An 11,846-nucleotide genomic window follows, 5' to 3' on the forward strand; every position below is an offset into this window, starting at 1 on the left:
ATAATCAGAACAAGGCCGCCTGCGGTTTACCATTCTCGTGATCAGAAGGAGGAGAGGACGAAATGAGTATCGGCTACGATCCTTTTTTTCTGGGAGAAAAACACGAGGTTCCCTTGCCGTTGTTAATCGGCAAAACGGCACAGGATGCACTGCATAATGGAAAAGTGTACGATTTTACGCATTTTTCGATTGTTATGAATCAGAGACGCAAATGCGCCATTTATTCAGCAGCCTGCGTGGATGAAAGCAGGATGGTGCAGATTCCGAGGGATAACAAGTCTTGGCACTTTGATCCGCGGATCGGCGAGGAGAATCAGGCGGGCCACGAATATTACGCCCAAAATGATTTTGACAAAGGGCATCTGACCCGAAGAAAAGACGTGTGCTGGGGGGATCGGCGCGAGGCGGAAAAAGCCAATTACGATTCATTTTGCTATGCCAATATCGCCCTGCAGTACCACCACTTCAATACCGGAATATGGAATTGCCTGGAGGATTGGGTGCTGGACGGTTTGGAAAACGAAAAGAAAATGCTTGTCTTCACAGGACCGATTTGCAAGGAGGAAGATGAAGAGTACTGCGGCGTCCACGGCGAGCCGGGATGTCAGATCAAAATTCCTTTCGGTTTTTGGAAGTGCGTATTTTTTACCGTCAGGCAAAAGCTGACGAGCCTGTCATTTGTCATCAGGCAAAGGCCGGATCGTTTGCATGATTCCTGTGAGTACGAGCGCTTGGAGACGTACCAGGTACCGCTCGCTGTCATTACAAAAGAGACGGAGCTGTTGTTCATGCACAGCTTGTACGAGGCAAATCCGCTCTATTTTTGGAAGCGACTCTCTCCCGCGGCGGGGCCCATCAATATTCCGGAGCAGCACCGGATTCAACAGCCGTCAGACATTGTCTTTGGCCGAGAACCGGAATGAAAAAAGCCAGGTTCCGCTGTCGCTGGCGACAAGTAGCTGGTTTAACGTGGGTTTGCGTAATATCCCTGCATGAATACATTATTTTTTGGAGGAACAACATGGAAGTTTTTCAGGATTTTTTAGCCCGCATAGACAACCCGCAACATCGGGCCCGAACAGAAGCGGTTTTGGCTTGGGTAGCTGCAACATTTCCAAATTTAACGCCAGCAATGAAGTGGAATCAGCCTATGTTTACCGATCACGGCACATTTATTAATATCTTGGATAAGGCAGGCTGTTCAACCTTTTGGCGGGAATAGGATAAACAGGGTAATCTAATGTCGCTCAACTAACGGAGAACAAAAGTAAAATAGCCCAACATAATAAAACAGATCACGTAATGGCATCTATGTTCCATCAAGTGATCTGTTTTTGCACGTATGCGGCAGTATCTGTTGTCGGGCTCCCAAATGCCGCTACGATACCATCTGCTTTTCAGATGGCGGGAGCTTTGCTGGTACTACGTCCTCCTTGTATTAGGTTCAGCCGGAGAAACAAGCTTGACGGAAAGCGTTATCCAGTTTGGGGCGGGAGAGGGTGGGTGTGTACTATCACTTCTCCGCAACTCTCTTTCTGACTTCCTCGAAAAACCGGCGCCATGCTTCCGGAAGCTCTGCCTGTTCGCGTTTGTGTCCGGAACGGTCGGCAGGAACCTCTGCCCGCTCCTGCTCTTGACCAGACTGAAGCATGCCATTTTGGTCCTTGCCGACTGAAGGCGATCCGCCCGTATTCGCAGAAAGCGAAATACCCGGCTCGATCTCAGTCGAGAGCTGTTTTCCAGATGCATTGTCCATGGGTCACCTATCCTTTCAGATCAAGCCACTCGCTGCGGAGCAGAAACAGCTCCCGAAGCTCCTGCGTGGACAGCTCGGTTATCCAGTTTTCGCCGTTGCCGACAATCTTCTCGCTGAGGCTCAGCTTTCTTTCCATCATTTCGTCGATCTTCTCCTCGATCGTCCCGAGAGAGATAAATTTATAGACCTGCACATTGCGCTGCTGACCGATCCGGTACGCCCGGTCCGTCGCCTGTTTTTCGACGGCGGGATTCCACCATCGGTCGATGTGAAAGACGTGGTTGGCTTCCGTCAAGTTCAGGCCGGTTCCGCCTGCCCGCAGGGAAAGGATGAAGATCGAAGCACGCTCCGAGTCAGGCAAGGCGGTATCTTGAAAGCGAGAGATCATCCAGTCCCGCTGTTCCTTTGGGGTAGAGCCGTTTAAAAACAGGACGGGGCCATAGCCTTCTCTTTCGAGGACGCGCTGCAGCAGCTTGCCCATCTCGATGTACTGGGTAAAGATGAGGCTGCGTTCGCCTTTCTGCCGAATGTCGCTGATCAGCTCAAGCAAGCGCTCGATTTTCGGAGAGCGCGTCTTCTCATCCGGCGCGCCGAGTCCATTGTCGATCAGTCCGGGGTGATCGCAAAGCTGCTTTAACCGGGTAAGCGTTGTCAGAATCAGCCCGCGCCGCTGCATCGGCGAAGCCTGGTCCAGCCGGTCAAACATCGACTGGATCGTTGTCTCGTACAGCGCACCTTGCTCAGCGGTCAGTGTGACGTACTCTTTTCCTTCATTTAATGCAGGCAGGTCCAGTTGGATATGCGGGTCCGTTTTTACGCGCCGCAGCAAAAACGGCTGGATGAGCCGCTGTACCTGCTGAACCAATGTCTGATCTTGATCACGCTCGATAGGATGGACAAAACGCTGCGAAAAATCGCGCAAACTACCCAGGTAGCCTGGATTCAAAAAATCGAAAATCGACCAAAGCTCCGTCAAACGGTTTTCGATCGGTGTACCGGTCAAAGCGATGCGATGTCCGGCACGCAAGCTGCGGATGGATGTCGCCTGTTTGGTCTGGGCGTTCTTGATGTGCTGCGCTTCGTCCAGACAAATGGTGCTCCAGGCAAGAGAAGCGAGCTCCTGTTCATCCAGATGGGAAAGGGAATAGGAGGTGATCACCAGGTCAGCTTCCTGTGCCGCCTGGATAAATGCCTCATTTTTATGCCGAGCCGTACCGTAGTGCACGTAAACAGAAAGAGACGGGGCGAACCTTTGGAGCTCTTTCTGCCAGTTGCCGATCACTGAGGTCGGGCAGATCAGCAGGGAAGGGCTTTGCCGTGATTCGGTTTCCTTCAGAAAGAGCAGATAGGTAATGAACTGGATTGTCTTCCCCAGACCCATATCGTCCGCGAGACAGGCTCCCAGCCCAAACTGCCGCAAAAAGAGCAGCCACGAACTGCCCTCCCTTTGATAGTTGCGCAGCTCTCCCTGAAAACCGGGTGGCTGCTCGATCAGCGGTATGCGCTTTGTATCCTGGAGCTTCGCCATGAACTGAAAGAGATGCCGGTTCAGCTCAACCTCGACGGGAAGGGCAGATGGCCGGTCCCATTCCTCCCATGACGGGTCGGATGGCTCCTCTGTGCCGGCCAGATAGAGCTTCATGACCTCGCGCAGCGTGAGCCCATTCTTTCCTGTCGTTCCCTTCAATGTCTCCTGCATTTGCGCAAACAGCGCGGGAGTCAATTGCACCCACTGTCCCTGGACCTTCAGCAAACGCTGTTTCTGGTCCAGCAATCGGCGAAATTCCGCTTCGCTCAGCTCGAGCGGACCGAGCGCAAGCTTCCATTCAAAATCCATGACTTGATTGATGCCAAAAAAGGACGGGCTTCTTCCCGAGGAATGCGCCGACACTTTTATTTTCACCCGAGGTTTGGTCCGCTTGACCTGCTCCCACCAAACGGGCAGGAAGACGTGGATTCCTGCTTGCACCAGCTGCAAACTGTGTTCCGTCAGAAACGTCCAGGCCTGCTCATTGGATAATCGGGCAGAAAGAGGGGTGTCATTTGCTCCTTTGTCCATCCATGGGAGAATTTCCTTGCACTTCTCGATGTCGCGACTCAGACGGTGGCGATACTCTCGCCAATCGTCCGGCATGGCGGTCATCATGATGGCGTTACCAGTCGGGGCGGTCTCGTCTTGGTTTCCGAGCGTCAACGGGAATACCGCGAGTTGGCCCTCCAGGTCTTCCGACAATAGCTCGAAGACACGGTCGGGCAAATCCCGATCCTGCAAAAGAAGCTTGAGAGACCAGTCAGACTCGTCACCCTTCGGTTCGAGCAGCTGCAAGCAGGTGCGGAAAGGAGTATTGTCGGGGACAAGTCCAATCGTTTGCAGCCATTCCGATTCCCCCAGATGGGGCGACATGTCTTCTCCCAGCACATCGAGCGCAGGAAACTGTCTGAGCAGTCCGTTCCAGGCATTCCGTACCCCGCCCCTCTGGGAGAGAAGATCGTTTATAACGAGAGAAAGCAAGCGTTCTCCTGAGGCTGGCAGCGGTTCACGCGGATCAGCCAGCTTCCAGCCATAGCGGCCATTCTGCCAATCGGAAAAGCTCGGCAGGAAGTTGCCGGCTGCAAGGGCATCCATGATCGTCCCGGCGGCTGTCCGGTAACCGGCCAAGTCTTCACTCAGCGTAAAGGTAACGTGCTCAAGCCACCCCGGTGACACGAGAAACCGGAGAGCCTCCAGCGGCTCCAGCAGGATGACCTGATCTGTTTTTTCGATAAACGTTCCAAAAAAAGAGTGTTCATCCCAGGCGAACAGACAGGCTGCCGCCCGCTCCGGATGCACGGGATTGCCCATGCAGTCCTCAGCCTTGAGGAAAAAACGACCGTCCGGCAAGAGTCCTCCGGTGAGAAACATATGCAAAGTAACATTCATGAAATCAGATTCCCTCTCTTTAGCTCCTCTTGAAATGCCCGCAAACGGCTATACTTGGTTGCCAGCCCTTGTATGAAACGCTCCCAAACGTCAAGCTGATCGGCTTTCTGATAACTGGCCCGAACTTTTTTCAGCAGTTTCGCCGCTTCCCGATAACCCGAGCGATTTCGCGACCCGATCTGTTGATTGATCTCACGGATCAACAGCGGCAGGAGAAGAAGGGGCTTTTGGTCCTCAATGATCTTGGCTTGCTGCTGATTCATCTGTTCCAGAGCGCTTTGGTACGTCATGAGTACATCCAGATATTGCTTGTACTGCCGGTTTTCAAACAAGTAGGCGCAGTAGTCGGTCAGGCTTGCCGGCAAAAAACGCTTCAGCATCGCGCCGGAGTCGGCCGATCTGCCCAGCCGTTCCATCGCTTCCCGCCAGACGGCAGCAACCAGGCGGTATTCGGGTCCATCCGCTGTCCCGATCAAGGTTTCCAGCCTATCGACCCAGTACAAGAAGCGTTCCCATTCTTCATGCCGCGCAAAAGCTTTCATGTAAGGCAGATAGAAGGACAAAGCAAGCGACTGCGATCCATTCCATATCCGGAGAGCTGCTTCGTCTTCCCCTTTCATAACCAAAAAATGCGCTTGCAGGATCGAAAACCTTTCACGCTCGGCGTCGGTCAGGACGGGGTTCTTGATCAGGCGGTCCAGCTCATCCATTTCCTCTTGTATCCAAGCAGGGGTGTTCAATAGGTACCACCACAGGAGGCGATATGCTTGTATCCAGTAAATCGTGGCAGAATCGCAATGCTTCCATTCCTTGCTTTTCTCGTGTGTCTCTTCCAGGTGGGAGGAGAAATGCTTCCGCAAGCTCTCTGGATCCAGATAAAAGAGGGCAGCCTCCAGCTGCTCGACAAGCCTGTCAGCCGTTTGCGTCAAGTCGGAAGCCCAGTAGGAGGAGCGCACGTCTTTTACGAACGTTTGCAGCTTCAGCAAATGAAACAGGTTGGCGTGAACAGAAAATAGCTGTGCCAGCTCTTCCGGCCAGGAGCTTGTAACTCCCAGGACGTTTTCATAGCTGGAAAACAACTCCGAAGACGGGCGCGCTGTTTCCATGGCCAGCGGGAGATTCCGTGTCCATTTCTCCAGGAAGCTCCACCAATCGCTTACCTTGCTTTCTGGGCGCAGGGAAGCGCCTAGCGAAGCGGAGGGAGTCGGATTTGCCCCGGATTTTACGATTTTTTTATAGGCAGGAACAAGCATGGCGGGAGAAAACACAGTGCTCCGCGGCTTGTGCAGTACGTTCATAAAGGCTCGGGGATTTTCAAACACACTGTATGCTTGAAAAAAGGTAGCGGCGATGTGCTTGCAATAGCGGGCATACGAACAGGTACAGGTGCTGTTTGCAAAGGCATTCAGGTCAATTTCCACATGGTAAACCGCAGATCCCTGCACATCGCTGCGGAGATGTGCGCCATCTTCCGCCTGAACGTTAAACACCATGCCATCGGTAAAGTACTGATATCCTTGCTCCACGATGTGTTCCTCCATGTTAACGAGGATTTGTTCGCCCAGTTGCTTGACTTGTTCCCGCGTTAACTCTCTTTGCAACATGTAGTCGATGCCTCCGTGCCAAGTGTCATCCCTCCATTATACCGAAAACGGCCGCAGAAACAAAAACGGATCGTTTCACAAACCGTATGAGGCATCATCGAAACCATGCTGCGTGCCTTGACTATTTAGGAAAGTATAAGAAAATGGGAAGGAACGAAATCGAAAGAGGACGGTGCAGCGATATGCTGATGAATGAAAAAATCAAAGCCTCCGAAGTGGAGCTGACCGGACTTCAGGGAGAAAATCTGGGCATCGTTTCTACCAAAGAAGCATTGCGTATGGCCAAGGAGCTGAATGTCGATCTGATTTGTCTGTCACTGGCTACAAGTCCGCCGCCATGCAAGCTTGTCAGTCGGGATGAGTATCAACAACAGCGCGTCCAGGAAAAGAAAAAGGAGCGCAAAGCGGCGCAAGGCCATAAAACAAAGGAAATTCGTCTTAGTGCATATATTGAACAGCACGATTACGATACGAAAAAAAGGCAGGCGGAGCGAATCCTGCACTTCGGAGATGCCGTACAGCTATGTGTTCGTTTGGAGAAAAAAGAGACACAGCAGGCAAAAGAATTGATCGAGCAGCTTGTCAAAGAGTTGGGTCATTGCGGGAGACAGGAAAAGGGCATCCAGGTGAGCGGGAAGCAAGTGGTTGCCGTGCTTTTTCCTTGTTGAGAAATTGTATAGTTTGTTGTCGTATATTGTCAGTTAGCCTTGAACAGCGCACTTTTTCTTTACCATCCTTTCCCTTGCAACTTTTCTCGACAATCCATCGTCAAGTAATCACCTGCTCATGAAGCGTATAGACTATTTCTGACAGAATCGTATATGACCAAAATTTACGAAAAGTACGATTCGTGACCGCAAACATCATGCATCCCAAAAAAAATCAAAAATCAAAATGAGTAATGGGGGAGTTATTTTGCATCATTTCAAAGTTTTATCGACAAAAACAGTAAAAAAAGGACTGGCAGGCGCTGTTATGGCCGGGCTTTTGGCGGTGTCGAATACCGGTTTGGCCGCAACTGCTCTTCCATTGTCCGATATTGCATCGAATGCTTATAAAGGAGCGATCCTGAAGCTGAATTATGCCGGAGTCCTGAAAGGCTATACGGATGGCACATTCAAGCCCGAAAAAGAGGTTACTCGTGCAGAGTTTGCCAAAATTGCCGTGTTGGCAATGGGATACACCGACGAGCAAGCCAAGCTGATGCAAGGAAAAACAGCGTTTAAAGACCTGCCGGCGGATCACTGGGCAACAGGCTACATAAATCTTGCCGTTTCTCAGGGAATTATCAAAGGGTACCCGGACGGCACATTTAAACCGAACAATACCGTGAAAGTCGCAGAAGCTTTGACCGTTTATGTACAAGGCTTGAAAATCAGCGTACCGGCTTCGACTACCGGACAATGGTACTATCCCTATCTGCTCGAAGCCAACAAGGCGGGCATTTACGATTCAAAGGACGAACCGACTGCAGCAGCAAGACGTGATGTCGTAGCCAAGTTCACCGACTTCTTCATGGAGACGCCTGTTTACGCCAATGGCGCTTATTACGACAAGAACGGAAATGCAAAAGGCACGGTCCAGAAGCTTCCTGTCGTAAAAGGAACTGTCGATTCCTACGACAAATCTACAAAAAAACTGAAGCTGACCGGACAAAAAACAGAAGTGACGATCGCTGACAATGCGCAAGTATTCGGCAGCATCGTGGCAGGAGCCAAAGTCGAGTACATCGTGAAAAACGGAAAAATCGCTTTCCTGAACGTAGTGACTGCTGACACCAATATCGTCGAAGGCATCGTGAAAACAGGCCTGAACTTCTCCAGCGCGGTTGGGGACGAAAAACAATTCAAGGCGATCGTAAACGGGAAAGAGATCATCCTGGAAGTAGAAAGCGGCGTAACGGTTTCCCGCTCTCACATCGGCAAGAAATTCGTGGCCGTTATGGATGAGGACGGAAAGGTAGCCTCCATTACCATTTCGGATAACGCAACGAGCGGTCTCGTGAAAAAGACCTCGACCGTTAGCGGCACAAAAGCGAAGAAAGAGATTCAAGTCGGCGATCAAACGTATGAATTGACCGCAAATGCTGTCATCAAGGGGAAAACTCATCCGCTGGCCAAGGAAGCAACGGGATCGTTCGCTGACATTGCCAAAGGGGACCTCGTTGAGCTGACACTGGATGTTGACCGAAAAGCGTCTGCTGTCACCTACACGAAGCTGAGCACGACACAAACGATCAAGGTCGATGCGGATGACAACGTGATCAGCTTTGACGGGTATGAATACGAAGTTCTTCAAGATACGAAGCTCTATGTCGACGAGGACAAGGTATCGGAATTGGATGATCTGAAAAACAACAGCGTTGCCGTTCTCACCTTTGACCAGGACGGAAATTTGATCAAAGTGGAGCAGGGCGTAGGCGTCTCGGAAGGCAAGCTGGTAGACGATACGACAGCATATGAAGGTCAGACGAAACTGGCGACGATCAAGGTTGACGGCAAAACCTACGACATCTTGGCAAACGCGAAGCTGACTATCGACGGAAACTCGGTCTCCGCAACAACAATCAAGGCCGACCAGTTGAATGATTACCGGATCGTCAGCTGGAAATACAATCTGGGAACCAATGATATCGTCGAGCTGACTGCTGAGAAGCAGACGGTAGTGGGCTATGTAACCGAGAAATCGGGTAAAACCATTACGGTGAACGGCAAGGATTATGAGCTTCTTTCCGGAGTATCGATTGATGACAATGCAGACACCAACGACAAAGAGTATACACTCGTACTGAACAACGACGGCAAGGTAAAAGCGGTGACTGGTGCTGCCAAAACACTCAGCGGCGTAGTCGATTCTGTAGAAGTGGTGAATGAAAACGGCTCGACCAAATCGGCCGAGATCGAAGTAAACGGCAAGACATACAAGGTCCTGAACGCGGATACGGTAGATGATGTCGACCAATTTGAGTTGGTTACACTGACAATGAACCGTGAAGGCGAAGTGACGAAAGCCGTTGTACAAGGCACTCTGACCAAGGAAGAAGAAAAGTTCATTGGAATTGAAGCCCGTGTAAACGGAGATAAATACGTCTTCTTCAACAACGTCTCCACGAGCATCAAGCTGTCGAAGGACGCAAAAGTGAAATACTACGACGGTTCTGATATGGATGAGGACGAAGTGAAGTCTTCCGATAAAGTCGACTTGTGGACGAATGCGGACGGCCAGGTTTATCTGATCGTTGTAAACAAGCGATAACGGGTAGCCTTCCGTTCAGCAGGGAACAGAATATAGGGGAAATCAAAAAGATTCAGGATCGGGCTCATTTTTTGAGTCGATCCTGAATCTTTTTTACGTTGTACGACTGCCTCATGAAAGCAAGGGAAGCGTAAATGGTCTACGGTTTTTATAGCTGCTGTCTTGTGGTGAATCCTCAGAGCCTTGAGCTGATAACGATGACAGATAGAATCAGGCAGATTGCCGCCGGCAGGATGGTGACAATCGGCTGCTCTGCTCGAAACAGATGGGCGTGGATCGCCCCCGCCATAAGAACGACAAAGAGTACCCCGGAGCCAATGGCCAAATACCGGTTCCATATTCCGCCAATCAGCGCCAGCGCTCCCACGATCTCAAGAATGCCGACAACGGACATGAACCAGAGAGGATAGTGATAATGGCTCCAATGCTCGACTTGAAACGGAACGCGTGCGAGCTTGATGATACCCCCTGACAAAAGAAACAGCGACAATACGGCTTGCATGATAATCAGTCCCACCGGTTATTCCTCCATTATGTTATTCTTTGGCCTTTGACTCCCGGGGCAGCATGCCGTACATGAGAACATCGACGACCTGCTTCGCCAATCGTGCTGGCGTTTGTTTACCCGGCAACAGGTGTGTAACCGTCAATCGCTCAATCATCCCGAGCAGACATTCCGCGACCGTCGCCATCTCCACATCGGCCCGAAAGTAACCCGCTTCCTGCTCGGCACGCAAGTTTTCAAGCAGGAGAGAAGTCAGATCTTCTTTGATCTGTTCCGCTTGCGGAGCAAGGAAGAGCCCGATTCGAGTCATATGCGGATTGCGGACGAGGAAGCTGAAAACCATTTCCAGCGCCTGTACGATCCGCTGCAGCAAATGCTCCGGCTCGATCCCTGGTTCCAGACGGATGGACGCCGTAAGCTCGCCCAGACCAGACCGAAAGTCATGGATGATTTCATCGAAAATGGCTTCTTTGCTGGCGAAGTAGAGGTAAAAAGATGGCTGGGTCAATCCCGCCTGCTTTACGATCGTACTGATTTTTGTCTCGTGGAATCCCCGCAATGCAAATTCTTCCGCAGCAGCTTCCAGCAGCCGCTTCCGACTTTCCTTCCCTTTCCACCCCTTTTCACGAACCACAATAGCCAATCCTCCTCCACAAAAAGATACTCAAAAGTAATGTTACTTACGAGTAATGTAACAAAGGAATCAACTTCCAGTCAAGAAGATAGAGGGGAAAAAGAAAAAGCCCTTCCAGATTAAGAGACTGGAAGGACAAATGTTTCGCCTTGTTCCTCAATGACGATGCGGTCTTTTTCATCGCCAGCTGCCGCAAGCAGCCGTTGAATAGGTTCCTCAACAGGCTCCTGGGAGAGAACGAACGTATTCCAATGGATGGGAACGAGCCATTTGGCTCCGCTCTGTTTAAACATCTCCCAAGCTTGCTCCGGAGTACAGTGGGCAGCTTGATATGCATCGGGCTTATAGGCACCTATCGGCATAAAGGCAATGTCAATGCTTCCAAAAGCACGAGGAAGTTCCTCAAATGATGTGTAGGCCGTGTCTCCCGGATAGAGGATGCGTACCCCGTTTTTTTCAATGATGTAGCCGTTATAGCCATAATCTTTATTCCATGGAAAGCGGTTGCCCCAGTGCCGGACAGGGATAGCCGTAATCTTCACTCCGCTGGCAGTACGTACGGTTTCATGCGGAGCAATTTCTTCATACGAACCAAAAGGCATGCGGGCAATCAGTCTGCTGGTGTTTTTTGCAGTGATGACATGGATGGATGGACGAGCCAGCTCCCGCAAGCTGGGCAGATCGACGTGATCCATGTGAGCGTGAGAGATCAAAATAATGTCCACATCTCCGATTTCCGCAGAGCTCAGAGCGGGTGGCGTATAACGCTTCGGCCCAAAGTGAATCCCCGCGATGCGAAGCCCCAATTTTTCCCCAAGCACGGGATCAGTCAGAATTTTTGTGCCAAAAAGATTGATTAGAATGGTTGAGTGTCCCACCCAGGTAAACGTAACCTCTTCATCTCTCCAGGTTGCGGGCATCGGTTTATTCCGGATAGACCGGGATGGGGGTTTCGGAAGCCGGCCCATGTGGTACCAATAGCGGTACCCGATATAAGCCAGCAGGATGACGAAGAGCACAGCGAGCGCCCCGCCCAGCCACGATAACAATGTAGGTAGCATGCCAAAACTCCTTTTGCTTAGCATCGTAATCACTATAGCAACGACCCAACTTTGAAGTAAAGAGATCGATGTGCATTTTTTAGCCGCAGTATTTTCGTGATTGTGCCAGGC

General features: G+C 51.0%; 10 protein-coding genes. 4 read left to right on the forward strand and 6 right to left on the reverse strand.

Features of this window, described 5'->3' with window-relative positions:
* The first annotated feature begins 62 nt into the window (after positions 1 to 62).
* Together NSQ24_RS13420 and NSQ24_RS13425 are read left to right on the forward strand one after the other, a co-directional pair.
* The gene (locus NSQ24_RS13420; protein ID WP_003386817.1) at positions 63 to 923 is read left to right on the forward strand and encodes a DNA/RNA non-specific endonuclease; all 861 of its coding nucleotides are present in this window, start codon (positions 63 to 65) and stop codon (positions 921 to 923) included.
* Positions 924 to 1,021: 98 nt separating this feature from the next.
* On the forward strand, positions 1,022 to 1,222 hold the full coding sequence (locus NSQ24_RS13425; protein WP_003386816.1) for a DUF1801 domain-containing protein: 201 nt from the start codon (positions 1,022 to 1,024) through the stop codon (positions 1,220 to 1,222).
* A 291-nt stretch (positions 1,223 to 1,513) separates the two neighbouring features.
* Here NSQ24_RS13425 and NSQ24_RS13430 read toward each other — a convergent pair whose 3' ends face one another.
* Genes NSQ24_RS13430 through NSQ24_RS13440 form a run of 3 tightly spaced genes read right to left on the reverse strand, consistent with a single transcriptional unit; the run spans position 1,514 to position 6,280 of the window.
* The gene (locus NSQ24_RS13430) at positions 1,514 to 1,756 is read right to left on the reverse strand and encodes a hypothetical protein (RefSeq protein WP_122958532.1); all 243 of its coding nucleotides are present in this window, start codon (positions 1,754 to 1,756) and stop codon (positions 1,514 to 1,516) included.
* A 7-nt stretch (positions 1,757 to 1,763) separates the two neighbouring features.
* Positions 1,764 to 4,676 carry a DEAD/DEAH box helicase gene (locus NSQ24_RS13435; RefSeq protein WP_339167998.1) on the reverse strand — a complete coding sequence of 971 codons (2,913 nt, stop codon included), beginning with the start codon at positions 4,674 to 4,676 and terminating at the stop codon, positions 1,764 to 1,766.
* Positions 4,673 to 6,280: an SWIM zinc finger family protein gene (locus NSQ24_RS13440; protein ID WP_311067530.1), complete on the reverse strand. Its 1,608-nt coding sequence runs from the start codon at positions 6,278 to 6,280 to the stop codon at positions 4,673 to 4,675. The genes NSQ24_RS13435 and NSQ24_RS13440 overlap by 4 nt, the downstream gene beginning before the upstream one ends.
* A gap of 182 nt (positions 6,281 to 6,462) precedes the next feature.
* On the opposite strand from NSQ24_RS13440, the gene infC reads away from it, so the two are divergent.
* Both infC and NSQ24_RS13450 read left to right on the forward strand, forming a co-directional pair.
* Positions 6,463 to 6,948, forward strand: a complete 486-nt coding sequence (gene infC / locus NSQ24_RS13445; protein ID WP_122958556.1) for a translation initiation factor IF-3 — start codon at positions 6,463 to 6,465, stop codon at positions 6,946 to 6,948.
* A gap of 247 nt (positions 6,949 to 7,195) precedes the next feature.
* On the forward strand, positions 7,196 to 9,535 hold the full coding sequence (locus tag NSQ24_RS13450; RefSeq protein ID WP_228006658.1) for an S-layer homology domain-containing protein: 2,340 nt from the start codon (positions 7,196 to 7,198) through the stop codon (positions 9,533 to 9,535).
* A 175-nt stretch (positions 9,536 to 9,710) separates the two neighbouring features.
* On the opposite strand, the gene NSQ24_RS13455 is transcribed toward NSQ24_RS13450, so the two are convergent.
* The 3 genes from NSQ24_RS13455 to NSQ24_RS13465 form a co-directional block, all read right to left on the reverse strand.
* On the reverse strand, positions 9,711 to 10,052 hold the full coding sequence (locus NSQ24_RS13455) for a DoxX family protein (RefSeq protein ID WP_171506558.1): 342 nt from the start codon (positions 10,050 to 10,052) through the stop codon (positions 9,711 to 9,713).
* A 19-nt stretch (positions 10,053 to 10,071) separates the two neighbouring features.
* A complete protein-coding gene (locus NSQ24_RS13460) occupies positions 10,072 to 10,674 on the reverse strand; it encodes a TetR/AcrR family transcriptional regulator (RefSeq protein WP_024984841.1) in 603 nt (200 codons plus the stop codon).
* A 119-nt stretch (positions 10,675 to 10,793) separates the two neighbouring features.
* Positions 10,794 to 11,735 carry an MBL fold metallo-hydrolase gene (locus NSQ24_RS13465; protein WP_039071652.1) on the reverse strand — a complete coding sequence of 314 codons (942 nt, stop codon included), beginning with the start codon at positions 11,733 to 11,735 and terminating at the stop codon, positions 10,794 to 10,796.
* Between the last annotated feature and the right edge of the window lie 111 nt (positions 11,736 to 11,846).

Origin of the sequence: Brevibacillus sp. FSL L8-0520, assembly GCF_037963895.1 — a bacterium.
Taxonomy (GTDB): domain Bacteria; phylum Bacillota; class Bacilli; order Brevibacillales; family Brevibacillaceae; genus Brevibacillus; species Brevibacillus borstelensis.

Excerpts from the sequence above, each read along its gene's own strand:
- NSQ24_RS13435 (WP_339167998.1), bottom strand. The coding sequence starts at position 4,676 with ATGAATGTTACTTTGCATATGTTTCTCACCGGAGGACTCTTGCCGGAC.
- infC (WP_122958556.1), top strand. The coding sequence starts at position 6,463 with ATGCTGATGAATGAAAAAATCAAAGCCTCCGAAGTGGAGCTGACCGGA.
- NSQ24_RS13430 (WP_122958532.1), bottom strand. The coding sequence starts at position 1,756 with ATGGACAATGCATCTGGAAAACAGCTCTCGACTGAGATCGAGCCGGGT.
- NSQ24_RS13420 (WP_003386817.1), top strand. The coding sequence starts at position 63 with ATGAGTATCGGCTACGATCCTTTTTTTCTGGGAGAAAAACACGAGGTT.
- NSQ24_RS13440 (WP_311067530.1), bottom strand. The coding sequence starts at position 6,280 with ATGTTGCAAAGAGAGTTAACGCGGGAACAAGTCAAGCAACTGGGCGAA.
- NSQ24_RS13425 (WP_003386816.1), top strand. The coding sequence starts at position 1,022 with ATGGAAGTTTTTCAGGATTTTTTAGCCCGCATAGACAACCCGCAACAT.
- NSQ24_RS13465 (WP_039071652.1), bottom strand. The coding sequence starts at position 11,735 with ATGCTACCTACATTGTTATCGTGGCTGGGCGGGGCGCTCGCTGTGCTC.